The organism is Actinokineospora alba, from assembly GCF_004362515.1.
In the GTDB taxonomy this organism is placed as follows: domain Bacteria; phylum Actinomycetota; class Actinomycetes; order Mycobacteriales; family Pseudonocardiaceae; genus Actinokineospora; species Actinokineospora alba.
The window spans coordinates 4,988,616-5,015,546 of record NZ_SNXU01000001.1 but is presented as its reverse complement, the minus strand read 5'-3'; the positions used below and the strand labels follow the sequence as shown (position 1 = coordinate 5,015,546).

General features: G+C 69.9%; 15 protein-coding genes. 3 read left to right on the top strand and 12 right to left on the bottom strand.

From position 1 onward, the window contains the following. Positions 1-8 precede the first annotated feature (8 nt). From C8E96_RS23110 to C8E96_RS23095, 4 genes are read right to left on the bottom strand one after another with little or no spacing between them, the layout of a single operon-like run. Complete coding sequence (locus tag C8E96_RS23110; RefSeq protein ID WP_228770187.1) at positions 9-332, bottom strand: acyl carrier protein; 324 nt, start codon at positions 330-332, stop codon at positions 9-11. Next, positions 329-3,028 carry an acyltransferase domain-containing protein gene (locus C8E96_RS23105; RefSeq protein ID WP_091382129.1) on the bottom strand — a complete coding sequence of 900 codons (2,700 nt, stop codon included), beginning with the start codon at positions 3,026-3,028 and terminating at the stop codon, positions 329-331. The genes C8E96_RS23110 and C8E96_RS23105 overlap by 4 nt, the downstream gene beginning before the upstream one ends. Positions 3,029-3,032: 4 nt before the next feature. Continuing rightward, the gene (locus C8E96_RS23100; protein ID WP_091382483.1) at positions 3,033-10,781 is read right to left on the bottom strand and encodes a type I polyketide synthase; all 7,749 of its coding nucleotides are present in this window, start codon (positions 10,779-10,781) and stop codon (positions 3,033-3,035) included. A 44-nt stretch (positions 10,782-10,825) separates the two neighbouring features. After that, positions 10,826-11,689 (bottom strand): SDR family NAD(P)-dependent oxidoreductase, encoded by an 864-nt coding sequence (locus tag C8E96_RS23095; RefSeq protein ID WP_267463837.1) that lies wholly within the window; start codon positions 11,687-11,689, stop codon positions 10,826-10,828. A gap of 241 nt (positions 11,690-11,930) precedes the next feature. Between C8E96_RS23095 and C8E96_RS23090 the strand changes: the two genes are divergently transcribed. Both C8E96_RS23090 and C8E96_RS23085 read left to right on the top strand, forming a co-directional pair. Next, positions 11,931-13,397, top strand: coding sequence for a DUF2079 domain-containing protein (locus tag C8E96_RS23090; RefSeq protein WP_133794693.1), 1,467 nt, complete (start codon positions 11,931-11,933; stop codon positions 13,395-13,397). A gap of 278 nt (positions 13,398-13,675) precedes the next feature. Further along, positions 13,676-14,899 carry a DUF6801 domain-containing protein gene (locus C8E96_RS23085; RefSeq protein ID WP_133794691.1) on the top strand — a complete coding sequence of 408 codons (1,224 nt, stop codon included), beginning with the start codon at positions 13,676-13,678 and terminating at the stop codon, positions 14,897-14,899. 757 nt (positions 14,900-15,656) lie between these two features. On the opposite strand, the gene C8E96_RS23080 is transcribed toward C8E96_RS23085, so the two are convergent. From C8E96_RS23080 to C8E96_RS34170, 4 genes are all read right to left on the bottom strand, one after another. Beyond that, complete coding sequence (locus C8E96_RS23080) at positions 15,657-16,826, bottom strand: lipase family protein (RefSeq protein WP_091382485.1); 1,170 nt, start codon at positions 16,824-16,826, stop codon at positions 15,657-15,659. A gap of 165 nt (positions 16,827-16,991) precedes the next feature. Next, entirely contained in the window at positions 16,992-18,305 is a 1,314-nt protein-coding gene (locus C8E96_RS33765) for a DUF6801 domain-containing protein (RefSeq protein ID WP_176926830.1), read from the bottom strand. 30 nt (positions 18,306-18,335) lie between these two features. Continuing rightward, entirely contained in the window at positions 18,336-19,490 is a 1,155-nt protein-coding gene (locus C8E96_RS23060; protein WP_091382144.1) for a DUF6801 domain-containing protein, read from the bottom strand. A gap of 145 nt (positions 19,491-19,635) precedes the next feature. Further along, positions 19,636-21,228, bottom strand: a complete 1,593-nt coding sequence (locus C8E96_RS34170) for a DUF6801 domain-containing protein (protein ID WP_228770189.1) — start codon at positions 21,226-21,228, stop codon at positions 19,636-19,638. A gap of 502 nt (positions 21,229-21,730) precedes the next feature. Between C8E96_RS34170 and C8E96_RS23045 the strand changes: the two genes are divergently transcribed. After that, entirely contained in the window at positions 21,731-23,080 is a 1,350-nt protein-coding gene (locus C8E96_RS23045; protein ID WP_091382147.1) for a PucR family transcriptional regulator, read from the top strand. Positions 23,081-23,086: 6 nt separating this feature from the next. On the opposite strand, the gene C8E96_RS23040 is transcribed toward C8E96_RS23045, so the two are convergent. The 4 genes from C8E96_RS23040 to C8E96_RS23025 form a co-directional block, all read right to left on the bottom strand. After that, positions 23,087-24,127 carry a zinc-binding dehydrogenase gene (locus tag C8E96_RS23040; protein ID WP_091382149.1) on the bottom strand — a complete coding sequence of 347 codons (1,041 nt, stop codon included), beginning with the start codon at positions 24,125-24,127 and terminating at the stop codon, positions 23,087-23,089. 301 nt (positions 24,128-24,428) lie between these two features. After that, entirely contained in the window at positions 24,429-24,653 is a 225-nt protein-coding gene (locus tag C8E96_RS23035; protein WP_091382152.1) for a hypothetical protein, read from the bottom strand. Further along, entirely contained in the window at positions 24,650-25,798 is a 1,149-nt protein-coding gene (locus C8E96_RS23030; protein ID WP_091382154.1) for an inorganic phosphate transporter, read from the bottom strand. The genes C8E96_RS23035 and C8E96_RS23030 overlap by 4 nt, the downstream gene beginning before the upstream one ends. Before the next feature lie 82 nt (positions 25,799-25,880). After that, positions 25,881-26,849, bottom strand: coding sequence for a cation diffusion facilitator family transporter (locus C8E96_RS23025; protein ID WP_091382157.1), 969 nt, complete (start codon positions 26,847-26,849; stop codon positions 25,881-25,883). Positions 26,850-26,931: the final 82 nt, after the last annotated feature.

Below are 26,931 nucleotides of genomic sequence, written 5' to 3'. Positions count from 1 at the left end.
CACGGGTGTCAGCTCCCCGCCAGGCGCAGACGGCTCAGCGCCGTGCGCACGAAGTCCACGAGCAGGCCGACCCGCATGCCGATCACGTCGTCGATGTCGAGGTCGGCGAGGAACGCCGCGAGGTTGACCTGCTCGCCGTAGCGGTCGGTCAGCATCGACCCGACGGTGACCAGGTCGATGCTCTCCAGGCCCAGCTCGTCATGGAACGTCGTCTCCATGGTGATGTCCACGTCGTCGAGACCGTACTGGTCCAGGACCCTGAGGAGCATCGAGCTGATCTCCTCGAGCACTGCCTGCTGGGACGGCACCTCGGTGATCGGTGTGGTCGTCACGGTGTTTCCTCCTTCTGCGTTGTGGACTGGCCCGGGACCCAGGCCACGACGTACTGGCGAACAGGCAGGCCATCGGGATTGGCCACCAGTTCGATGCGGGCGCCGCCCGCGTTGACGATCAGCTCGGAGGCCGCCGACGCGGCCGCCACCAGCCGTGGATCGCGGTTGCGGGTGGGCGGCCATTCGAGCTCGGCGATCGCGATCTGGCCGTCGACCATCGCCACCCCGAACTCGTGGCTGCTGTCGACGTTGACGGTCAGGTCGGGGATCTCCAGCCCGCCCACGCCGGTAATGGTGCACCGGCCGGACGCGTCCTCGCGCACGCGCAGCTCGGCGGGGAACAGCGGGCCGTAGCCGTCGTCCCAGAGCCTGCCGCGCACGGCGTCCTTGACCACGATCCGGCGCAGCAGCCACCGCCGCCGCTCGGTCGGGGCGCACGCCTCGTACTCCGCGATCTCCGCGGAGCCAAGGTATTTGCGCAGGTAGAACTCGCGGGAAGCCAGACTCGGCCAGCGTTCCGCCGCGGCCCACCAGCCGCCCTCCGCTCGCCACGACAGGGTGCTGGTCTCGGGGAACCGGTGCACCGAGCCGATCGCGGCGTCGCTGTCGAAGCGGGTGTCGGTCCAGCCCTCGATCGACACCGCCACCTCCCCGCCCGCGGTGACCTGGGCGTCGGCGCGCACGGTGGCCAGGTCGATCCCGGTGACCCGCATCGAGCAGTCCACAGTGGACCCGATGCCGGGAACCGGGCGGTGGAACCGGATCCGGCTGATCGCGATGGGGAACGCGATCCAGCGCTGCGGGTGGTTCTCCACCAGCCAGTGGCCGATGACCTGGCCGACGTTGTCGAGCAGGGCGCCCGGCGCTTCAGGCACGGTGATCTCCGCGCGCGCGTCGTCGTCGGACACCGCGAGGGTGCGGGTGATGCCCTGGTAGGACGGGCCGTGGAAGAGCCAGCGCTGGGCGTAGAGGTCCGCGGCCGACAGGCTTGGCGTCCGCTCCCCCAGCTTGGGCGACCACGGCCGAGGGGCCCGCGGGTAGCTGTCGCCCAGCACGACCGTGCCGTCGGCGTAGTCCCCGAGGCGGACCTCGACCCGGTCGCTGTCCAAGGGCCGCACCGAGACGGCGACCTCGGTCGCGGGCGCGGCGACCAGCCAGCGGCGGAAGCGCAGGTTGTCGACGCCGACGACGACCCGGCCGGGCGCGGCCGAGCGGGCGGCGTCGATCAGGTGCTGCACGACGGTCGTCGCGGGGACGACGGGCCGCAGGTCGGTCTCGTCGGGCCAGCCATCGCGCTGCCGGGCGAAGCAGTGGTCGGCGAGGTACGGCATGTCCGAGGTGGACACGGTCAGGCTGAACTCGCGCGGCGTCAAGGTGGGTCGGCCCGCCGCGGTGAGGACGGCGGCGACCGCGTCGGCGGTCTCGTCGATGAGCGCGGTCAGCTCGCGCAACGCCGGGAACCGCACGGCCAGCTCGCTCAGCCGGGACAGACTCGGCTCGACCGGCTCCTCGGTCTTGCGCGGGACGAGCGCGGTGAAGTCGGGATTGCCGCCCTCGGCCCACAGTGCGGCCGCGACCCGGCGAAGCTGGTCGACACCGGAGCGCTGCCCGGAGTTGGCCGCGACGGTGAGGTGGGCGGCGTCGCGGAGCGTGTCGTCGATCAGCGACCCGAGCTGGCCGGGGCCCGCCTGGATGAAGACGCGGACACCGGAGTCGTAGAGGGCTTGGACGGTGTCGCGGAACCGGACCGGCTCGATCAGGTGGCGCACACACAGCTCACGGGCCAGCGCCGGGTCGTCCGGGAACGGGCTCGCGGTGGTCGCCGACCAGACCGGGATGGCGGCCGGGTGCATCCGCAGGCTGGGCACGCCTTGCTCGAACTCGCCGAGGAACGGCGCCAGCATCGGGGTGTGGAAGCCGGAGCGGAACGGCAGCACCTGGCAGATCACCGCCGCCGCGCGCATCCGCTCGACCAGCTCGGCGATGTGGTCGGCGGGACCGCACACGACGGTCTGGTTGGTCGAGTTCTCGTGTGAGATCACGAGATCCGGGCTGTGCGCGATGGCTTCGGCGGCGCGGGCGGCGGGGCAGCCGAGCACCGCGAACTCGACACCGGGCACGCGCAGCGCGTCGAGGTCGGTGCGGGCGAGCATGGCGTCGAAGTCGGCGCCGGAGACGACGCCACCCGCGATCATCGCCGTCCACTCGCCGACGCTGTGCCCGGCGACGGCGTCCGGCACGATCGCCATCCGGCGCAGCGCCGCGTCCAGCAGCCTGCCCACGGCGAGGACCGCGCCGCCGTGCCTGCCGACGGTCTGGGTGCCCAGGTCCGGCACCGGCACGCCGAGCAGCTCGGCGAGGTCGTCGACCCGCGGGGTGAAGTCGGCTTCCAGACCAGGGAACACGAACGCGGTCCGACCGCCGCGCAGCAGCTGGTCGGGGCTGAACCACACGTCGTCGCGGCCACGCAGAGCCCGACCCCTGGCGACCACCTTGCGGGCCAGGGCGAGCCTGCGCGGTGTCGGGTCGACGATGCCGAGGCGGGCGCCGGTCGCCGTGCCGGGCGGCAGGGCGAGGACGTCGGCGTCGGACCGGTCGAGCAGCGCGGACAGCTCGGCCGGGCTGGCGGCGGCCAGCAGCAGCACCCGCTCCGGCTCGGTGACCGTCCGGGGTCCGAGGATGTCGATGGCCGTCATCGCCTCACCACTCCGAAGCCGAGTACACGACCGCGTTCTGGTCCGGGTCGCCCCAGGCCAGTTCGCGCAGCAGGCTGGCCACGCCGTCGTTCGGGTCGAGCAGCTTGATGCCGCGCTCGGCGTAGGAGCGGCCCAGCTCCGCGCTGACCATGCCACTGTGCGCGCCGACCGGGGCCCACGGTCCCCAGTGGACAGTGAGCGCACGGTTTCCGGTACGCAGCGACCATTCGGCGGCCATGCTCTCGAGGGCGTCGTTGGCTGCGGCGTAGTCGGCCTGGCCCCGGTTGCCCAGGGCGGCGGCGATGCTGCCGAAGAAGACGACGAACTTGGTGGCCACGGCCAGGTCGCTCAGCTCGCCGAGCACCGCGCTCGCACCGCCGACCTTGGTGCCGTAGACCCGCTCGAACGACTTCGGGTCCTTGTCCGCCACCAGCCGGTCCTCGATGACACCCGCGGCGTAGACGACGCCGTCGAGCCTGCCGTGCTCGGTGTGCACCTGCTTGATCAGCTGCCGGACCGCGTCGCCGTCGCGCACGTCGAGGGTGTGGTACTCGGCGGTCGCGCCGGTGCCTCTGATCTCCCGCAGGGTCGCGATGACCTCTCTGCGCGCGAGGATCTCGCGGGCTTCCCGCTCGATCTGCGCCAGGTCACGCCCACCGAGCCCGGCCAGCGCCGACCGCAGCCCCGCCAGGTCGCGGGCGACCAGGACGGCCGGGGGCTCCGGCTCGGCGTCGAGCACGGTGCGGCCCGCGAGTTCGATGTGGCAGCCCGCGGCCTCGCCGATCGCGACGGCCACCTGGGCGGTGATCCCGCGCGCCCCGCCGATGAGCAGCACCACGGAGTCGCGGCCCAAGCCCACGGCCTGCGCCTCGGCCGCGCCGGTGCCCGCCGGTCCCGCGCCGGAGGTGGCGAGGGAACCGAGCGCCTTGGGCACCATGCGGTACGCCCGCCTGCCCTCGGCGGTGACGATCACGGCAGGCTCGTCGCGGCCGGTGAGTACCTCGGTGACGATGAGCTCGGCGGTCTGCTCGTGGCTCATGGCCGCGTCGAGTTCGACGTGCCTGGCCACCAGCTCGGGGTATTCGCGGTGCAGGGACCGGAAAAGTCCCCGCAGCCCGGCGGCCACCGGCGTCGCGGCCGAGGCCGCGATCACCCACTTCGGCCCGCGGGCGAGCGCGGACTTCAGCAGCCCGAACGTGCCGGGGAGCACGGCGTCCTCGTCGTGCAGGGCGTGCAGCGAGATGAGGCCGTCGACCCGATCGACGTCGGCGGCCAGTTCCGGCCTGCCCTGGAAGGGGATGGCCAGCGCACCGCGGGCGGAGAGCTGGTCGGCCAGTTCGGTGGCCAGCGCCGGGTCGCCGCCGGCGATCAGGATGTGCTTGCCCGCCAGTGCCAGCATGTCGTCGGTCGGTTCGGCGGCGGCCGCCACCAGCTCCAGCACGTAGCGCTGTGCGGGCGAACCCGCGACACCCAGTGGCGACGCCTTGTCCGCCACGGAACCCGCCATGGCGGCCGCGGTGCGGGCCTTGACCAGCACCTCGACCTGGTCCTGGCCGAGCCCGAGTCGGGCGGCGACCTCACCGGCGATCTCGGTCCGCTTGATCGAGTCGATGCTCAGGTCGGCTTCCAGGTCGATCGTCGGGCTGATCATCTCGGGCGGGTAGCCGGTGCGGGCGGCGATCACGTCGATCACGACAGCGAGTGGACCGGCCGCGGAATCCTTTGCCATCACACCAGGTTCGGTCTCGGTCACCGGTGCCACGAGCGCGGATTCCGTCCCCGTCGCCTGCGCCATCGCGGCCGCGGTGCGGGCCTTGACCAGCACGTCGACCTGGTCCTGCCCCAGCCCGAGCCGAGCGGCCACCTCACCGGCGATCTCCGTGCGCTTGATCGAATCCACACTCAGATCCGCTTCCAGATCCACCGTCGGACTGATCATCTCCACCGGATACCCGGTACGAGCCGCAATCACCTCAACCACGACGGCGAGCGCGTCGACCGCCTGGGGCACCGAGGCGACGACGGGCTTCGTTCCGCCGGCGGCCTCCGCCATCGCGGCGGCCGTGCGGGTCTTCACCAGCACATCGACCTGGTCCTGACCCAACCCAAGCCGAGCCGCCACCTCACCGGCGATCTCCGTCCGCTTGATCGAATCCACACTCAGATCCGCTTCCAGATCCACCGTCGGACTGATCATCTCCACCGGATACCCGGTACGAGCCGCGATCACCTCGACCACCACGGCAAGCGCGTCAACCGCCTGAGGCACCGGCACGGTGGCGGGCGCCGACCCACCGGCGGCCTGAGCCATCGTCCCGGCCGTCCGGGCCTTCACCAGCACGTCGACCTGGTCCTGACCCAACCCAAGCCGAGCCGCCACCTCACCGGCGATCTCCGTCCGCTTGATCGAATCCACACTCAGATCCGCTTCCAAGTCCACCGCGGGGTCGATCATCTCGACCGGGTACCCCGTCCGACCCGCGATCACCTCGATCACCACCGTGAGCGCGTCGACCGCCTGGGGCATCGAGGCGGCGACGTTCTCCGGTCCGCCGGCGGCCTGGGCCATCGCGGCGGCCGTGCGGGTCTTCACCAAGGCGTCGATCGCGTTCTGGCCGGTCAGACCCAACCGCGACGCCACCTCACCGGCGATCTCGGTCCGCTTGATCGAGTCGACGCTCAGATCCGCTTCCAGATCCACCGCCGGGTCGATCATCTCCACGGGATACCCGGTGCGGGCGGCGATCACCTCGACCACCACCGACAGCGCGTCCGGCGCGACGACCGCGGGCCGGGCGGCCACAGGTGCGGCTACCGGCGCCACGGCGGGCCGTGCGACGGGCCGCACGGTCTGCTGCGTGACCGGCTGCGCCACGGGCGCCGAACCCAGGTAGCCCAGCAGGACATCCCGCTGCGCCGCGATGAGTTCCCGGCTGGTGCGCAGGAAGTCGCTCACCATCTCGTCGCGGTCCGACGCGGCGGGCACGGCCACCGCGGGGCCCGCCAACGTGACCTTGCGCGCAGGCGCCAAGCCCACGTAGCTGCCGTCCACGGTCCGCACGAAGCTGCCATCGATCGTCCAGCCCGGACGCGCGGGCGGCGTCAACGTGCTGACGTCCTTGGCGTCGCGGCCGCTGAACAGCCAGCCGGTGCGGACGTCGCTCCCGGCAACCGCCAGCCGAGCAACCGCGTCGAGCAGGCCGGGGAGGCCGCCGCCGTCGCAGGTGATCACGGTGTGCGGGCGGTCGCCGAGGATGCGGCCGACGAGTCCACTGAGGACTCGGCCGGCGCCCGCCTCGAGGAAGATCCGCACGCCGTCGGCGTACATCGCCTCGATCTGGTCGGCGAAGCGCACCGGGGAGCCGATCTGGGCGGCCAGTTCGGCGCGGACACCGTCCGGGTCGGTCGGGTACGCGCTCGCCGTGCGGTTGGACCACACGGTCACCTCGGGCGTGCTGACCGGAACACCGGCCAGCACCTCGGCGAACGTCTCCCCCGCGCCCGCCACCAGCGGACTGTGGAAAGCGCACGCCACGGGGATGCGCTGGGCGGACAAACCGGCCGCCCGCAAGGCTTCCAGTGCCTCCTCGACCTCCGCTGTCGGCCCGGACACCACGACCTGCCGCGGGCCGTTGTCGTTGGCGATGACCACGGTTCCGGACAGCTTGTCGAGCACGGCCGCGGTGTCGGCGCGGCTCGCGGAGACCGCGGCCATCGTGCCGGGGTCGTCGCCCGCCGCACCGAGGATGGCCTCGGCGCGAGCCGTGCTCAGGCCCATCAGGGTGCCCGCGTCGAGCGCGCCCGCCGCGGCGAGCGCGACGAGTTCGCCGTAGCTGTGCCCGCCGAAGGCGTCGGCGGTGACGCCGAGCCGGGTCAGCAGGTGGTGCACGGCGAGCCCGGTCAGGCCCAGGGCGGGCTGCGCGACCCTGGTGTCGCGCAGGGCGTCGGCCTGCGCGGCCGTGCTGTCCGCGTCGAACGCGGACGGCGGGAAGATCACGCCGGTGTCCATGCCGACCGCGCGGGCCAGCCTGCCCAGTTCGGGGAACGCGACGAACAGGTCGGCGAGCATTCCCGGGCGCTGGCTGCCCTGGCCGGGGAACAGCACCCCGAGCTTGCCGGAGGGGCCACCCTCGACGTGCAGTCCGGGCGCCGACTGACCGGCGATGGCCGCCCGCAACTGGGTGGCCAGCTCGTCCAGATCCTTGGCCACCACGGCGATGCGGACCGGTGAGCGGTCGCGGTCGGCGCGCTCGGCGGCCGTCCGCGCGAGGTCGCGCAGCGTCCACGGCCTGCCGTGGGCGTCGTTGGTGGTGACGAGGGTCAGCAGGCGTTCGGCCTGTCTGCGCGCGGTCGCGGCGTCGGCGCCGCGGAACACGAGCAGCTCGGCGGGCCACTCGCGCAGGCCGTGGCGGAGCGCGTCGGAGCGCTGGTGTCCGCGCAGCACGACGTGGAAGTTGGTGCCGCCGAAGCCGAACGCGCTGACCCCGGCGACCCGGTGGTCGGGGCGCTCGGTCCAGGGAGCGGCCTGGCCGTGGAAGACGAACGGGCTGGTGCGCGGGTCCCACGCCGGGTTGGGCTCGCTGACGTGCAGCGTCGGCGGCTTGACTCCGGTGTGCACCGCCAGCGCGGCCTTGATCAGCCCGGCGAGCCCGGCCGCGCACTTGGTGTGCCCGATCTGCGACTTCACCGATCCGATGACGCAGCTGCCCGGCTCGGCGCCCGCCTCGGTGAACACGGCGTCCAAAGTGGACAGCTCGGTGCGGTCGCCGACGACCGTGCCGGTGCCGTGCGCCTCGACCAGGCCGATCTCGGTCGGCGACACCCGCGCGGTGCGGTAGGCGCGCTCGATCGCGCGGCGCTGGCCATCGGGACGGGGAGCGGTCAGGCCCAGCGCCTTGCCGTCACTGCCGCTGCCGACACCGCGGATCACCGCGTACACCCGGTCGCCGTCGCGCTCGGCGTCGGCCAGGCGCTTGAGGACCACGACGGCCACGCCTTCACCGAGGGCGATGCCGTCGGCTGAGGAGTCGAAGGTCGCGCAGCGACCCGTCTTGGACAACGCGCCGACCGAGGAGAACAAGAGGTAGTCATCGACCGCGTTGTGCAGGTCGGCGCCGCCGCACAGAACCATGTCGCTGGTGCCGCCGACGAGTTCCTTGCAGCCGATGTCGACCGCGGCCAGCGACGACGCGCAGGCGGCGTCGACGGTGTAGTTGGCGCCGCCCAGGTCGAGCCGGTTGGCGATGCGCCCGGAGATGACGTTGGCCAGCCTGCCGGGGAACGTGTCCTCGCTCAGCTCCGGCAGCTGGTCGGCCAGCTGCTCCGGGACCGCGCCGAGGTACTCGGGCAGGGCCATGCGCAGGGTCTGCGCGGTGGCCAGGTCGCTGCCCGCCTCCGCGCCGAACACGACGCTCGTGCGGTCGCGGCCCGGTCCGCCGTCGGGGTAGCCCGCGTCGGCCAGCGCGCGGCGGGCCGCTTCGAGGGCCAGCAGCTGCACCGGCTCGATGGCGGCCAGGGTCGACGGCGGGATGCCGTAGCTCAGCGGGTCGAACGGGATCTCGGGCAGGAAGCCGCCCCACTTCGACGGGGTGCGGCCGGGGCCGCCGCCCGCGGCGTAGTAGGTGTCGACGTCCCAGCGGCCCTGCGGCACTTCGGTCACCTGGTCCGCGCCACCGACCACAGTGGACCAGAAGGCGGCGAGGGTGTCGGCGCCGGGGAACATCGCCGACATGCCGACGATGGCGATGTCGAGCGGCGGCAGCTCCGGAGTTTCGGCGGGCATGTCCATGTAGGACCGCAGCACGGTGGACCGCTTGTTCCACAACGCGACCGCGCCGGAGGTGACCTCGGCGTGCAGGGCGGCGATGGTGGTCGGCTGGGACCGCAGGACGGCGACGTCGCCGGCCATGAACAGGCCCTGGTCAAGCTGGTCGTCCTCGTCGACGGCGACGAGTTCGTCGCCCTCGCGGCGCACGCCCTTGCTGGCGATGCGCAGCCTGCCGGTGTTGAGCGACTCCAGCCGCTCCCACACCTCGCGCTCGGGCACACCCTGGTCGAGCAGTTCCCGGCCCAGGGAGTGGAAGGACTCGGTGAACGGGCTGCTCACGCAGCGGGTCGCGTGGCCGGGGGCGGTGCGCAGCAGCTCGGTGTGCGTTGCGGCCAGGACCTGGCGCTGGAACACCGGCTGAACGGCGCCGCAGGTGACGGCTTCTTCAGTGAACAGGTAGCCGGTGCCCATCAGGACGCCGACACCGGCGCCCTTGCGCACCAGCGGATCGGCCACGGCGGCGACGGTCGCGGCGGAGCGCGCGTCGTGGATTCCGCCGGCGAAGAGCAGGTGCAGCTCGTCGGCGCGCAGACCCGCGTCGACGGCCTCGATCAGGACGGCGACCTGCGCCTCCCAGAGCGCGAAGCTCGACAGCGGGCCGACATGGCCGCCGCATTCGGCGCCCTCGAAGACGAACCGGCGCGCACCCGCGGCGAGGAACTGGCTCAGCAGACCGGTCGACGGCACGTGCAGGAAGGTGGCGATGCCCTCGTCTTCCAGCGCACGGGCCTGATCGGGCCTGCCACCCGCGATGAGCGCGGTGGCCGGACGCATCTCCTTGATGACCGCGAGCTGCGCGGCGCGGATGCCCTCGGGTGCGAACCCGAGGACGCCGACGCCCCAGGGCCGTTCCCCCAGGGTTTCCCGGGTCTCGGTGAGCAGCGCACGCGTCTGGTCCTCTGTGGACAAGGCGAGCGCGACGAACGGAAGCGCCCCGTGTCCGGCGACGGCGGCGGCGAACGCGGCCTGGTCGCTGACCCGGGTCATCGGCCCCTGCGCGACCGGCAGCGCGGTGCCCAGCGCACGCGCTAGAGCCGAGCCCTCGGCCAGCCCCGCGACACCCGGCGCCAGCGCGGAACGGACCGCGGTGAGCACGGCTCGAACGGCGCGGGCGACGCTCCCATGGGAACGCGCGAACCGCTGCGCCAGAAAGACATCCTGGCCCGCGGCGACCAGCTCGCCCGCCGCCACCCGGGTGGCCACTGTCGACTCGTCGAGGTCGGCGGCCAGCGGTTCGGCGGTGCGGTCGGGCAGCACCCGGTGCCCGCCGACGAGGACGGTGGCCGACGCGTCGCCGGTGGCCAGCGCCGCACGGGCGTGTGCGGGCAGCTCGGCCTCGGGAAGCAGCGACAGCTGGGTCTCCAGGACGACACCCGCGGCGCCCGCCACGACGGCGCCCGCGGCGGTGTTCGGGCCGATTCCGCCGCACACCCACACCGGCACCGTGAGGTCCGGGTCGTTGAGCACCTGCTGCAGCAGCACGAACGAGCCGAGCGACCCGACCCGCCCACCCGCCTCACTCCCCCGCAGGATGACGCCGTCGGCGCCGTTCTCGGCCGCCCGCAGCGCTTCGGCGGCCGAGGTGGCCTCCACCAGCACGAAGAAGTGGTCCGGGATCTCGGCGAGCGACCACGGGGAGTCCCAGCCGAGTACGACGGCGGCGATCCGGGTCGAGCGGTCTCCCAGCAGGGCAAGGAAATCCTCGACCGTCAGCGCGCAGGAGTGCGGCACCCGGACGCCGATCGGCGCGTCCTCGGCCACCCGGACGACCGAGGCCAGCGCCTCCCGGGCGGCCCGGTCGCCGCTGCCCAGGTCGAGGACTCCCAGCCCGCCCGCGCCGCTGACCGCCGCGCACAGGGCGGCGTCGGCCGCACCGGACGCGGTGATCCCGATGACGAGATCGGGCCGTTCGACTCTCGCTGGCATGTCGCCTCCGCTGTTCGTGTTCCGCGATCGGGCGCGGGCCCAGGTCACGCCTTGATCCGCGGGCGTGCGGCGGACTGCTGGTTGGTCACCCACGCCTGGGGGTCGGCGGCCTTGCTCGCGTAGAGGTCCGCGATCTCCGGGTGGGGAAGGATGAGGAACCGGTCGTCGATCACGCCTTGGGCCGCGGCTTCGGCGACCTCTTCCGCGGTGATGATCGGCGCGACGTCGGCGACCGCGCGCGCGGCGGGGTGGCCCGCTTCCAGGCCCGCCATGAGCAGTTCGGTGCGCACACCCATCGGGCACAGCGCGCTGACCGTGACACCGAGGCCGCCGTAGGTGAACGCCAGCCACTCCGCGAGGCCGACCGCGGCGTGCTTGGTCACCGAGTACGGCGCGTCGCCGGGCAGGCCGAGCAGTCCGACGGCGCTCGCCGTGATCATGAAGTGGCCGCCGCGCGTGCGGGCCATCGCGGGCAGCACGGCCTGGGCCAGGTGCACGTGCGCGAGCACGTTGATCGACCAGGAGCGGGCCCAGTCGGCGTCGCCCGCGTGGATGCCCATTCCGGTGGCGATACCGGCGTTGGAGCAGACGATGTCGACGCCGTCGAATTCCTTCTCGGCGAGCTTGACCAAACCGGTGATCTGGTCGCGGTCGCCGACGTCGACGCGCACGCCGATCGACGGAACGCCGAGAGAACGCACCTGGGCCGCGACCCGCTGGGCGCCGAGTTCATCGATATCGGTGACAAGAACGCCGCGGGGCCGCTCGTGCGCGAAACGCAGCGCCATCGCGGCACCGATTCCACGGCCCGCACCGGTGATAACCAGTGATTTATCCTGAATTTCCACGAGGCTCCTCACCGGCCAGACCGGACCGTATGGACACCCGACCAAACGAGTGACACCCATCCGGCGCTGTTGAGCGAAGTTAGAAGGCGCGTGTGAGGGGCGTCAAGCCGGCCGAGGCAACCTCGTGCACCACACAACAAGGGTCTCGCAAACCTTGTTCGAATGTGAGTGACACCGCTCGGACCAGGCACTCGACCCCGCCGATGTTTGCCCGCCGGGCGGGACCGGAATTACATTGACGACTTCCGGTCTTTCGGGAAACACTCGGCTCCGCCATCATTCTTATTTCATCGTGAGCAAGATGGGCGCTAAAACTGTGCAGAAGAGCGAAACGTCACCGAGCGTGACCAAGGGGCCGTGGTTACTGGCGGCGGCGATCTTCATCGGTTACGCGGTGATGTCCCTGGCGCGGTTCCAGCGCATCGCGCACGGTTCGTTCGACCTGGCGTTGTTCACCCAGGCCGTGGCCGGGTACGCCAAGTTCGAGCCGCCCATCTCGAACGTGCGGGAACACGGGTACAACGTGCTCGGAGAGCACTTCCACCCCATCCTTGCCCTGCTCGGGCCGCTGTACCGGCTGTGGCCGAGCCCGATGACCCTGCTGGTGGCGCAGGCGCTGCTCATCGCCGTGTCGGTCGCGCCGATCACCCGGCTGGCCGTCGAGCGGCTCGGCACCGGCTCCGGCTACGCCGTGGGCGCCGCGTACGGGCTGTCCTGGGGGCTGCAGGCCGCGGTCGACTTCGACTTCCACGAGATCGCGTTCGCCGTCCCGCTCATCGCGTTCTCGCTGGTGGCGGTCGTGGAGCAGCGGTTCCCCCACGCGATCATGTGGGCGCTGCCGCTGGTGCTCGTCAAGGAGGACCTCGGGTTCATCGTCGCGGGAATCGGCTTGGTCATCGCCATTCGCGGCAAGCGGCTCGCGGGCGCCGTCCTGGGCGTGTTCGGGATCGCGGCGACGCTGATCGCGATCGGAATACTCATCCCCGCGATAAACCCTGAGGGCAAATACCCGTTCTGGAAGCAGGCGGGCGGTGCCGACCCGACCACGGAACAGGGTCCGTTCGGCATGATTTCCGCCTTGGGCGAGCAGCTGTGGACCTCGGGCGACGTCAAGGTCCACACCTTGTTCCTGTTGTTGCTCGCGACCGCCTTCCTCGCGGTGCGGTCACCGATCACCCTGATCGCGGTCGTCCCGCTCGGGCTGCGGTTCATCTCGCCCAACGAGTTCTACTGGGGCACCACCTTCCACTACAGCGCACCGCTCATGCCGATCTTGTTCGTCGCCGCCATCGATGCCTTGATCCGGCTTCGCGCGACCGAATCCGCAGGTCAGGGCCTTCGGGACCGGGCACGGAAGGCGTGGGCGACGCACGGCGCGATCGCCATGCTGGCCATCGCGATCGCGCTGACGGACAAGTTCCCGCTGTCGCAGTACTGGGACCCGAAGACCATGTTCTCCCCGGAGGAACGCGTCGAGGCGGCCTGGACGGCGATGGCCCTGGTCCCGGACGGGGCGACCGTGGAGACCACGTTGAACCTGCTCGCGCCGCTGTCGGGGCGCACCGACACCTACTGGATCGGACATGCGAACAACCCGGTCCCGCAGTACGTCGTCTTCGACCAGAAACACAGCGGCGCGCCGGTCCCGCCGCAGGACCCGCTGCGCTGGATCTCGCAGCGACACGGCGGCGCCCCATTCGAGACGATCTACGCCGACCGTCACGGGCTGTTCGTCTTCGTGTCCTTAGGCGATGCTCCATCCCGGTGAGAGTTGTCCCACACAGTCCAACCGGTCGGTCGAAAATATTCGCCCATGACAAAGGTTGAACCGATTTCACGATGGGCTCGGGGAAAGCTTGCGTGGCCAAAGTCGCAAAGCTAGTTTCCTTAAAGGTAGCGAGCCTGTTACAGAACCCCTCGCAACCTTCCCGGCCACTCTTGCCAGTTCGGTCTCCGCTGACGACTGCGCACCGGAGCCCGCGGTATTCGTATCACCGTTGATACCACGAAAGGATGATTGTGAATCATCGCAGAGGTTCAAAGAAATTGACCGCGGTATTGGCCTCGGTCACCACTGCCGGGCTGGTGGGCGCCGGCCTTTTCATCGGTGCGGGCACGAGCGCGGCCGCCTCCCTTGATCTGAACTACGGCTGCACCTTCCCCCTGATCGACGTTCAGCCGGTCAAGATCCAGATCAACGCCAGCATCCCCGACACGATCACCGCGGGTGTGCCGACCGGCGAGTTCCAGATCGAGGCGATCTCCACGCTGAACGAGGACACCACGACCGGCCTCAAGCTGGTCAAGGTCGCCACGATCGAGGGCACCGCGATGTCCACCGCGCACATCACCGCGCCTGGCTTCGACACCGACCTCGACGTTCCGGTGACCGTGGAGAAGACCGCGATCCCGGCGTCCGGCGGCTTCACCGTCAAGGCGACCGGCAAGACCCCGTCGCTGAAGTTCCCGCAGGCCGGACCGATCAAGATCACGGTCCACGACATCGTTCTGAACATCACCGCCAAGAAGGCTGACGGCACGCTCGCGAGCATCCCGCCGTCCAACCCCTTCGAGGCTCCCTGTGTTCAGGACCCGGGCCAGAACAACGTGCTGAAGGAAGGCCAGATCCTTCCGGGCGGCGGCGGTGGCACCACCACCCCGACCACTCCGCCCAGCACCACGAACCCGACCACGACGACCCAGCCGCCGGTCACCACCACCACCACGAAGCCGCCGGTCACCACGACCCCCGGCGGTGGCGGCACGGTCAAGTACGGCTACACCCTGGCGGGCAAGTCGAACCTGAAGAACATGTCCGGTGATGTCCCGCTGAAGGGCACCATCGACGCCAACCTGACGCTCGCGACCAAGAAGTTCACCGCGGACCTGGTGCTGAACCCGGCCACGGCCAACCTCAGCATCATGGGCTTCCTGCCCGTCGTGTCCAAGGTCGAGTTCGTCAACGAGCGCCAGACCACCGGTTCCATCGAGGCTGATGGAGCGCTCAAGTCCAACTCGCTGCTGACCATCAAGCTGCCGCAGGTCAGCCTGTTCGGCTTCCCGATCAGCCAGAGCGCGGACTGCAAGACCGTCACCCCGTCCGACATCAACCTGCAGTCGGCTGCGGACTTCGATGTCATCGCCGGTGGTCAGCTGACCGGCACCTACACCATCGCCCCGCTCAAGGGCTGTGGCTCGTTCAACGACTACATCAGTGGTTTCGCCGCTTCGGCCGGCAACACCATCGCGGTCAACCTGACCTCGAAGTAAGTAAGCAGTACAGCTCCACAGGGAAGTAATACCGCTCCCCGCCGGAGGGCCCCGCCGCGATCATGCGGCGGGGCCCTCCTTTTGTGTTTGTCATGGGGCCCGAGAATCAGACACAGGCTGGGCACGGACGAGCGGCCCTTCGGGGATGGCTCTTGTCCCTGCACCCCAGGACGACCGAACCCTCAAAGACGGCTCCTGTCCCCTGACCTCAGGACGACCGAACCCCCAGGGACGGGTCCTTGATCCCTTCACCCCCGGACGTGGTTACCCTGAGGGACGGCTCTTCATCCCTGCACTTCCCCCTGCACCCTCGTCCTGGCCATCTTTAACTCTCGATCATCGCTGTCAAGGGTCGCGCAGCGATCGCGCAGCGACGGCCGTTTACGGCCGCCCTTGACAGCGATGATCGAGAGTTAAACACTTGAGGCCGAGGGAGACTCTTCCCCTTGTGGCTCCACGCATCTGCGCGCTCGTGCGGCGTGCACCCGGAGTGAGCCCCTCTGGCTCGATTGTTTAATTCCCGATCATCGGCGTCAAGGGCGGCGCAAGCGCCGTCGCTTCGCGATCAGCAAGCTGACCCTTGACACCGATGATCGGGAATTAAAGATTGCCAGGACGAGGGGCAAGGGGGAACTGCAGGGGTGAACTGTCCCTGCGGCCGCTCAACCGTGGTGGGGGGTGGTGGCCTTGGACCCCACAGCACAACGAAGGAGGCCGGGAGCGATGTTCGCTCCCGGCCTCCTTCGTTGTGGTCTGGCTACGGGCAGTTGGGAGTGGCCGGAGTTCCCGCCACCCGGTCCTTGAGGAACGTCATAGCGTCAGCGTTCCCGTCGAAGATCCCGGTGATGTGGTCAGTCGGGTAGGTCTTCCAGGTCAGGTTCACACCCGCACGGCAGTACGTCTTGTGCAACGTGTCCGCCTGTCCGAAAGCGACGATGTCGTCATTCGACCCGTGGTACTGGAGAACCGGGACCTTCACCGGCATCGTGCCGAGCTTGTTCTTCGCGACAGCGGCCAGGAGGGCCTCCTGGACCGGGGTGTCGGTGGTGAACTCGGACAGGGCCTTGTTCTTGTACTTCACCACCAGTTCCAAGGTGCACGCCTCGTTCTCGACGTCGGCGACCGCGGCGCGGCCGGCGTCGTTCAAGTAAGAGGCCAGGTTGATCTCCGGGTAGGCGTTGTTGAGGCCCACCAAGGCGTACAGCAGGAAGCCGAAGCCGCGGCTGCCGTCGAGCTTGAGGGTGACCTGGACCAAGTCACCCGGGACACCGCCGGCGACGACGCCCGCGAGCTTGACGTCCTGGCCGTACTCGGGCTGCAGCTGGCCCGCCCACAGGGCCGCGCCGCCGCCCTGGGAGTAGCCGCGGAAGAACACCGGGGCGGTCGTGGAAAGCTTGGCCGCGGGCAGTTTCTGGCCCGCCCGGACCATGTCGATCACCGCGCGGCCCTCGGACAGGCCGGTGATGTAGGTGGTCTTCGGCTTGACGTGGTAGCCCGCGTAGTCGGTCATGACGACCGCGTAACCGGCCTTGAGCATGTCGGCGATCGCCGGGCGCTCGTAGCCCGCGCCGACGGCCAGCATCGACGACGGCGCGCAGCGGAAAGCGCCGCCGTGGGTGCCGGAGGCGAAGCTGACGATGGGGGCGGTGGCCGGGTTCGCGGTCTTGGGCACCAGGATCGTCCCGGTGACCGCGTTCGGGGCGCCGTCCTCGTCGGCGGACAGGTACATGACCTGCCAGGAGTTCACCGTGCCGGTGAACTGCGGCGCCGGGCTCGGCCGCCAGCGGATGACGTCACCGGGCGCGCCCGCGGGCAGGGGCGACGGTGGGGTGTAGAACGAGTCGTCGTTCGGGCCGGGGTCGGCGGGAGCCGGGCCGGCGGCCGCGGACGGGGTGGCGGCGAGCGCCACGGCCGAAGCCGCGACCATCAGAACCGTGGCGAGAGCGGAGAGCCGGGATTTGCGCCGCGCCGCCTTTTGCGAGGAGTGAGTGAAGAGAGAGCGCACCGCTCGACCTCCGAGTCAGTAGTGGAAGTAGGTGGATGGGGACGCCCGGTGCGGGTCAGACGCGCACCGGGCGTCCCCTGTGGACTGTCAGCGACGGCGGGCGCGCAAGCGCATCACCAGGATCATGTTGGCGCCCAACCCGATCAGCAGCAGGCCGATGCCGAGCGGCCACGCCACCGACGAACCGGTGTTGGCGAGTTCGCCGTTCGAGCTGGTGTTCGTGGGGACGTAGCCGCCACCACCACCGGACGGGATCGAGGTGTTGACCACCGGCAGCGTCGTGACCGTGGTGGTCGTCGGCTCGGTGGTGGTCGGCTCGGTCGTCGTCGGCTCGGTGGTCGGCTGGGTCGAGCTCGTCGGCTGCGTCGAACTGGTCGGCTGCGTGGAGCTCGTGGGCTGCGTGGAGCTGGTCGGCTGGGTCGAGCTGGTCGGCTCAGTCGTCGTGGGCTCGGTCGTCGGCTGGGTCGAGCTGGTCGGCTCAGTGGTCGTCGGCTCAGTCGTGGGCTGAGTCGAACTCGTGGGCTCAGTCGTCGTGGGCTCAGTGGTCGGCTGAGTCGAACTGGTCGGCTCAGTCGTCGTCGGCTCGGTCGTGGGCTGAGTCGAGCTGGTCGGCTCAGTCGTCGTCGGCTCGGTCGTGGGCTGAGTCGAACTCGTGGGCTCAGTCGTCGTGGGCTCAGTCGTGGGCTGAGTCGAACTGGTCGGCTCAGTCGTCGTCGGCTGGGTCGAGCTGGTCGGCTGAGTCGTCGTGGACGACGGCGTGGTCGGCGTGGTGGTGCCGCCGCCACCGCCCGGAAGGATCTGGCCTTCCTTCAACACGTTGTTCTGACCCGGGTCCTGAGCACACGGCGCGTCGAACGGGTTCGACGGCGGAATGCTCGCCAGCGACCCGTCGGCCTTCCTCGCGGTGATGTTCAGCATCAGGTCGTGGACCGTGATCTTGATCGGGCCCGCCTGCGGGAACTTCAGCGACGGCGTCTTGCCGGTGGCCTTGACGGTGAACCCGCCCGACGCGGGGATCGACGTCTTCTCCACGGTGACCGGAACTTCGAGATCGGTGTCGAAACCGGGCGCGGTGATGTGCGCGGTCGAGATGGCCTTGCCCTCGATCGTCGCGACCTTGACCAGCTTCAGACCGGTCGTGGTGTCCTCGTTCAGCGTGGACAAGGCCTCGATGGTGAACTCGCCGGTCGGCACGCCCACGGTGATGGTGTCGGGGATGGCCGCGTTGATGTGCACCTTGACCGGCTGCACATCGATCAGCGGAAAGGTGCAGGAGTAGTTCAGGTCCAGGCTCGCGGCCGCGGACGCGGTCCCACTGCTCGCGAACAACCCGGCCACCACCGCGACCGTTGCCGTGGCGGCCACTCCGGCGGCCATCTTCCCGTTCATCCGTGTCCTCATAGGTCCTCTTTCACGTGCGCACCCTTGGTGCTACTTAGCGGTCAGTGTCAGGTCGAGCTTGTTGCCGTCCGCGGCGACGAAGCCGCTGATGTAGTCGTTGAAGCCGCCGCAGCCCTTGAGCGCAGCGATGGCGTACGTGCCGGTGAGCCTGCCGCCTGCGATGACGTCGAAGTCCGCGGCCGACTGCAGCGCGATGTCCGACGGGGCAACGGTTTTACAGTCCGCGCTCTGGCTGATCGGGAAGCCGAACAGGGAGACCTGCGGGAGCTTGATCGTGACCTTGGAAGCCGATCTCAGCACGCCGGTGGCATCGATGTTCCCGGACGTCTGTCCGACGTTCTCGAATTCCACTTTGGACACCACGGGCAGGAAGCCCATGATGGTCAGATTCGCGGTCGTGGGGTTCAGCGCCAGCGCGGCGGTGAACTGCTTGGTCGCCAGGACCAGCTCGGCGTCGATGGTCCCGAAGATCGGGACGTCACCGGTGAGGTTCTTGAGGTTCGACTTGCCTTTGATGGCGTAGCCGTACTTCACCCCGTTCGGCGGCGGCGACGTGGTGACGGTGGTGCTCCCACCGCCGCCCGCGACGAAGCTGAGCAGCTCCGGGTTCTGGCCGGGAACGAGGGTGCACGGCGAGACGATGTCGCCGATACCGGTGTAGCTGCCGTCGGCCTTCTTCGGCGAGACGAAGGCGGTGTAGCCCTTCATCGTCACCGACACCGGGCCGGGCTCGGGCGCGAACTCCGGGACGGACCCGGTGACGGCCATGGCGAATGGCCCGCTCTCGGGGATCGTGGTCTTCGCGACGGCCAGGCCGGGGAGCCTGATGTTCAGGTTCGCGCCGCCGGTGGCGACGTTGACCGCCGCGTCCGCGGTGCCCTCGAGGGTAGCCGCGGCCACCTCACGCAGGCCGACCGTCGAGGTCGCGGGCACGGTGGCGGTCGTCTTGAAGTTCGAGGTCTTCACCGGGTCGCCGGGAGCGGCGGGCAGGGTGAAGGTGGCCTGGATCCTGGTCTTGAGCGTCTGCATGCCCAGCAGCGGGAAGGGGCAGGAGAAGTCCAGCGTCTTGTCGACATCGACCTGCTGGGCCGCCGCACCGGTCCCGGCGCCGACAAGGAGTCCCGCGGCGACCATCCCGGCGGCGAGGACGCCGGACAGCCCCGCGGCCAACTTCGTCGATTTCATACCAATCCTCATCGGTCCTCTTCCGTGTCTGCTGACTTCGCCTGGCGCGGCGCGCGGGGTGTTGTGGCGCGGTCGCGCCGACCGCCCGCTCCGGTGCGGATGAACCGCACCGGAGCGAGCGGGGGTCACACGTCGCGCGGCGGAATCACTTCTTCGTCAGCGCGATCTCGATCTTGTTGCCCGGGCCCGCCGTGAGGCTGTTGATCACCGAGGTGAACATGCCGCAGTTGGCGAACGGCCGGATGTCGTAGGTGCCGCTGAGAGTGCCGCCCGTGGCCGGGTTGAAGCCCGGGTTCGAGGCGAGCGCAACCGACGTCGAGGACTTGCAGGACGAGCCGCCCACGATGGGGAGCCCGAACACCTTGACATCGACCAGCAGCAGATCGACGGCGACGTTCGACTTGACCGAGCCGTCGGCGGCGATGGTGCCGGTGACCTGTCCCGCGGGGACGATCTTCACCGAGGCCTGCGCGGGCAGGAACCCGAACAGGGCGAAATTGATCTTCGTGCTGGGCAGGCTCAGGTCACCGGCGAAGGTGCCCTCGGCCAGCTTGACCTTGGCGTCGAGCCTGCCCGGTCCGATCACCGCGGAGGCGTTGAGCTTCTTGATGTAGGTCTTGCCCTTGACGGTGTACGAGATCTCGATGACGTCTGTGGGCGGCTTGGTCGTGGTGGGCTGAGTCGTCGTGGGCTCAGTCGTGGTCGGCTGAGTCGTCGTCGGCTGAGTCGTGGTCGGCTCAGTGGTCGTCGGCTGAGTCGTCGTGGGCTCAGTCGTGGTCGGCTCAGTGGTCGTCGGCTCAGTGGTCGTCGGCTCAGTCGTCGTGGGCTGAGTCGTCGTGGGCTCGGTCGTCGTCGGCTCAGTGGTCGTCGGCTCAGTCGTCGTGGGCTGAGTCGTCGTGGGCTCGGTCGTCGTCGGCTCAGTGGTCGTCGGCTCAGTCGTCGTGGGCTGAGTCGTCGTGGGCTCAGTCGTCGTCGGCTCAGTGGTCGTCGGCTCAGTCGTGGTCGGCTCAGTCGTCGTGGGCTCGGTCGTCGTCGGCTCAGTCGTGGTCGGCTCAGTCGTCGTGGGCTGAGTCGTCGTGGGCTCAGTCGTCGTTGGCGTCGTGGGCTCAGTGGTCGGCTTCGGAAGGATCTGGCCTTCCTTCAGCACGTTGTTCTGACCCGGGTCCTGGACACACGGCGCCTCGAACGGGTTCGACGGCGGAATGCTGGCCAGGGTGCCGTCGGCCTTCCGTGCGGTGATGTTCAGCATCAGGTCGTGGACCGTGATCTTGATCGGGCCCGCCTGGGGGAACTTCAGCGACGGCGTCTTGCCGGTCGCGCGCACGGTGAAGCCGCCGCTCGCGGGGACCGCGGTCTTCTCCACGGTGACCGGAACGTCGAGGTCGGTGTCGAAGCCCGGCGCGGTGATGTGCGCGGTCGAGATGGCCGAACCCTCGATCGTGGCGACCTTGACCAGCTTCAGGCCGGTCGTGGTGTCCTCATTGAGGGTGGACAGCGCCTCGATGGTGAACTCGCCAGTCGGCACGCCCACGGTGATCGTGTCGGGGATGCTGGCGTTGATGTGCACCTTGACCGGCTGCACGTCGATCAAGGGGAAGGTGCAGCCGTAGTTGAGGTCGAGTTCGGCCGCGGCGGCACCACCCGCTGAGACGAACAGGCTGGTCGTCACCAGGCCGGTGACGGTGAGACCCGCCAGCACGGCGGCGAGACGCCTCGGTTTTAACTTCCGCTGAGTCATTTGTTCTCCAACCGCGCAAAAACGGGGACCGGCAATTACTGGAGGGGCGTACTACAAAGCCACGCCGACAATTACATCGAAACGGCTCCGGTATATGGAGGCAACGTACCCGCCGGTAGATCGGCTCGCAATACCGGATTCCGCAGGTAAACCGACACAATTGTCAGTGGAAAGCAATTCCGATCAACCGTTTTGCCCGGTGGTGACAAGGACCGCCCGGAGGTCGCAGGGCGAGACGAACAGTCACGAAGCGTAGCCGAAACCTCAGGCAAACTTGGGATAACGGCACCCTGGGTAGCTTTGTCACGTTCGAACAGCCCCTGACGTTCGCACTATCCGTCTCACACAAACTCCGCTACGCCAACCGCCCGATCGTTGGCATGGACACGCGGGCCGCGGTCCGCTATTTGACACTTGAATCCGCTGAATTTATCGTCATTCGAGCAAACACCGCCGCGGCGCCCCGGTGGTTCCACCACATTCTCCCCTACGAGGTGGGTTAATGACCGAACTGAACGGGCGAAGCCCGCGTGCCGATCTGACGGCGACGGCGCTGCGGAAAGTCGAACCGGTCAATGGTGATGACCCGGCCCGATTGCGTTCCCGGCATCGGACCGACGCCGCGCTGAAGATGTGGCGGATGATCCCGCCGGAGTTGGCACACAAGCTCCGGCCCATGGCGCCGCACCTGGTGAAGGCCGCGGTCCTGGAGATCCAGCGCGCGGTTCCCGCTTACGCCCAGCCGCTCGACGGCAAGTTCCGGGAGGTCCTGGTCGGCGCGGTCGACATGGCCGTGGTCAAGTGCTTCGACAACATCCTCGACCCCAACGCCCAGCAGGCGGACTGGGAGGCGGCGTTCCGCTACGCGGGTCGGGTCGAATTCCTCGAAGGCCGCACGATGGACTCGCTGCAGACGGCGGTCCGGGTCGGTGCCCGCGTCGTCTGGCGGCAGCTCAGCGCGGCCGGGCGGTCCGTCGGCATCCCCCACGATGTGCTTTTCGCGCTGGCCGACGCGATCTTCGCCTGGGTCGACGAGCTGTGCACCGCGGCCATCGCCGGGTACACCGCGGCCCAGGCCCGCTCGACCGGCGCGCTGGAGCGTCGACGCAGGCAGCTGCTCAAGATGATCCTGTCCGACCCGCCCGTGGCCCGGCAGTCGCTCGCCGACCTGGCGGGCGTGACCGACTGGGAACTGCCCCAGCGGGTCGCGGTCATCTCCCTGGAATACCGCGAGGACCAGCACCGGCTGCCCGCCACCGCGTTGGGCCCCGAGGTCTTGGTCGACATGGAGAGCACCGAGCCGTGCCTGGTCGTGGCCGATCCGGACCGCCACCTCGCCCGGCTGGAGAAGGAACTGCGCGGCAGGCGGGCCGCGGTCGGCCCGACGGTGGCACTGGGAGACGCCATCCTGTCGCTGCGCTGCGCGCGCAAGGCGATGACCCTCGTGCACCGCGGTGTGCTGCCGGACAAGAACATCACGCTGTGCGCCGAGCACCTCTCGACGCTGGCCCTGATGTCGGACGAGTTCCTGGTCTCGCACCTGACCGGCCGGGTTCTGGTCCCGTTCGAGAACCTGACCGCCAAGCAGCGGGAGCGGCTGGAGAGCACCCTGCTCGCCTGGCTGGAGACCCGCGGCGGCATCAACGAGATCGCCACGCGACTAGACGTGCACCCCCAGACCGTGCGCTACCGCATGCACCAGCTCGAGCAGCTGCTCGGCGACCGCCTGGCCGATCCGGAGGAGCGCCTGTCCTTGGAGATCGCCTTGCGCTACCGGCGGATCATCGCCGAGGGCAACCCGACCGAGGACGCCGAGGAGCCCGAGGAAGTCCTGCTCGACGACGCGATCTGAGCGTGCTCAGAGTTCGACGACCGTGACCCCGGCCCGACCGGGCACGGCGTCGTTCATCGCGGCCAGCGCGTCCGGCACGCCGAGAAGGCCGATCCGGGGCCCCACCAGTCGCGAGAGGTCCATACCGGACTGCTCGACCATGCTCAGCATCGCCGGGTATTCGTGCGCTTGGACACCGTGGCTTCCCAACAGGACGAGTTCGTCGGCGATCACCTGGTGCATCGGGATCGGCGCGACACCGAGGGACGGCGGCATCAGCCCGACCTGCACGTGCCTGCCGCGTTTGCGCAGGCACGCAACCGAAGCAGCGCACGTCGCCGGGTGACCGACGCAGTCGAGCGACACGTGGGCGCCGCCGCCGGTGACGTCACGGACGGCCGCCGCGACGTCGGTCTCCCCGGCGTCGATCACCGCCTCCGCCCCCAGCGACGACGCCAGGTCGAGCGCCGCGCGGGACAGGTCCACGGCCACGACCCGGGCGCCCGCCGCGACGGCGAGGAGCACGGCGGAGATGCCCGCGCCGCCGCACCCGTGCACCGCGACCCACTGCCCGGCCCGCACCGCGCCTTGGCGCAGGACCGCCCGGTACGCGGTGCCGAAGCGGCAGCCGAGAACCGCCGCGGCGGCCGAGTCGATCGACTCGGGGAGCCGGACCAGGTTCGCCTGGGCGTGGTCGAGCGCCACGAACTCCGCGAAGGAGCCCCAATGGGTGGAGCCGGGCTGGAATTGCCGGTCGCACACCTGCTGGTTGCCGCTCGCGCACTGGGGGCAGGCGCCGCACGCGCAGACGAACGGCACTGTCACCCGCTCCCCCAGCCGCCACCCGTGGACCTCGGGCCCGACTTCCACGATGCGGCCCGCGAGTTCGTGCCCGGCCACGTGCGGCAGCGCGACGCTCGGGTCGTGTCCCTGCCACGCGTGCCAGTCGCTGCGGCAGACGCCGGTCGCCTCGACTCGCACGACGACCCCGTCGCGGCTCGGCTTGGGTTCGGTCACCTCTTCGACCAGCGGTTTCACGCCGAACTCGGTGATCACGACGGCGCGCATGGGCGGTCCTCCGGTCTCGGTTGGAAGTTTCTCGAAACTACTTTGTCGCGGTCTGTCGATTCCGCGGTGGAGCGCTCGTCGGGTGAGTGAGCGGCGTCATCGAGGACCCGGGCGGCGCCGAGGGCTTCGAGCATGGCGGCTGGAGCTTCAAGTCCCCCGCCCCGGACGGCGAGCAGTTCAAGTTCGACGAGCTGATGGCGCCTGTTCAACGGCGGCGCGGGCACCTCGGACCTGGAGCTGGTGGAGTCGCGCAACGTCGGCCCCAACGTGCTCCTGCAGACCTACCGACCGGCCGGGCGGGTCAGCCTGCGACGATGATCCAGAGGCCGAAGGCCACGATCGCCGCGCACAGCGCGAAACTCACCGCCGCCATGGCGATACCGACGACACTGGACCCGCCTTTCTCGCGGGCGTCGGCGTGGTCGGACCAGCCGCGCACCCCCAGCGAGAACAGGACCACGGTCCCCAGCGCCGTGCCGAAGGCGACGACGAGAACCTCGACCAGCAGCGACCAGTTGATGTTCATCGGCTGCCCCCCGAGGTCTCGACCGTCTCACCGGGGATGGGTTCGACCGGGATGTCGTTGACGTTGTGCGCGCCGACGACGTCGCGCCGCGAGCGGATGTAGATGCCCAGGCCGAACGCCAGTCCGACCACGGCGACCACGATGGTGCCGAACGTCCCGGACTCGGCGACGACACCGGCGAGGGCGCCTGCCAGGCCCGCGGCGGGCAGCGTGATCACCCAGGCCAGGATCATTCGGCCCGCGGTTCCCCACTGCACCTTCGCCTGCGGCGTGCCGAGGCCCGCGCCGAGGATGCCGCCGGAGCAGACGTGCGTGGTCGAGAGCGCGATGCCCAGGTGCGACGAGGTCAGGATGACGGCGGTGGCGCTGGCCTGGGCGGCAAAGCCCTGCGGGGCGCCGATGTCGGTGATGCCCCGGCCCAGGGTGCGGATGATCCGCCAGCCGCCGAGGTAGGTGCCCAGGGCGATGGCGACGCCCGCGCTCACGATGACCCACACCGGCGGGCCGGAGTCCTTGGGCAGGGTGCCCGCGCTGATCATGGTGAGGGTGATGATGCCCATCGTCTTCTGCGCGTCGTTCGTGCCGTGCGCCAACGACAGCATCGACGCCGAGGCGATCTGGCCGATGCGGAAGCCGCGCGGTGTGCGGCTCGCGGTGGCCCGGCGGGTGATACGGAAGGCCAGGTAGGTGGCGACCATGCCCGCCAGACCCGCGATGAGCGGCGCGGCGAGGGCCGGGACCAGCACCTTCTCCGCCAGCTTGGCGAACCGCACGGCGTCGCTGCCCGCGGCCACCCAGGTCGCGCCGATGAGTCCGCCGAACAGCGCGTGCGAGGAACTCGACGGCAGGCCGACGTACCAGGTCAGCAGGTTCCAGACGATGGCCCCGACCAACCCGCCGAACACCACCGCGGGGGTGATCGCCGCGTCGTCGACCAGGCCGCCCGAGATCGTCTTCGCGACCTCGACCGACAGAAACGCGCCCACCAGGTTCAACACCGCCGACAGCGCCACGGCCACCTTCGGGCGCAGCGCGCCCGTGGCGATCGACGTGGCCATCGCGTTGGCCGTGTCGTGGAAGCCGTTCGTGAAGTCGAAGATCAGCGCGGTCACCACCACGATGGTGACCAGCACAGACACATCCACCGAAAACCCCTCCCCCGACGACCGGAACGACGCAAACCTACGTTAACCATTCGTTCATACGATCGCAGGGGGCCGGCCGGCTTTACCGCTTGCCGTAGCGGGCCAGGACAGCCGACCGAAGGGCCACGTCGGACCGCGGAACCGGTTCGATGAACACCTCCGCGATGACGGGGTAGGCCGCGGCCAGGTCGGTCGCCAGCCGCACGCAGGCGCGTTCCAGGTCGGCGGCGGTGAGCGCGTCGTCGAAGTCCACCCGCGCGCAGACCAGGACGCGGTCGGTGCCGATGAGCATGGTCTGCAGGTCGACCACGGCTTCGATCTCGCGGGCGGCGGCGAGGGTGTCGCGGATCGCGTAGACGAGGTCGGCCGAGGCCTGGCGGCCGATGAGCAGGCCCGCGTTGGTCCGCCCGAGGAGGTAGGCGACGAACGCGAGCAGCAAGCCGATGGCCACCGAGGCGATGCCGTCCCACACCGAGGATCCCGTGATTTGGTGCAGCCCGATGCCGGAGAACGCGATCAGCAGCCCGAGCAGCGCGGCCGAGTCCTCGTACAGCACGGTTTTCGACGTCGGGTCGTCGCCGTGGCGCAGGTGCCCGAGGAGGGTGCGGCCCCGCTCGGCGGCCTCGCGGCGCACCTGGCGCTGCGCCTGGGTCCAGGAGACGGTCTCCAGCGCGAAGGCGATGATCAGGACGATGTACGCCACGTGCGCCGAAGTCGACTCCTCCGGCTCGCCGAAGATAGTGGAGAAGCCTTCGTAGAGCGCGAACACCGCGCCCGAGACGAAGATCGACACCGCCGCCAGCAGCGACCAGAAGTACCGCGCCTTGCCGTAGCCGAACGGATGGCGGCGGTCGGCCGGCCGGTCGGACACCTTGAGCGCGGTGAGGAGCAGCAACTCGGTGAACGTGTCGGCGACCGAGTGCGCGGCCTCGGCCAGCATCGCCGCCGAGCCGGTGATCACGCCCGCGATGAGCTTCATGACGGCGATGGCGAGGTTCATCGCCCCGGCCAGGACGACCGTCAGCGTGCTCCCGCCCTCCGATTCGCTCACGGTCGGATCGTAAGAGGAGGCATCCGTCGGCGCCGGTTGGGGAATACCGGGTGATCAGGTCTTGTTCGGTATAGTTGAGAGC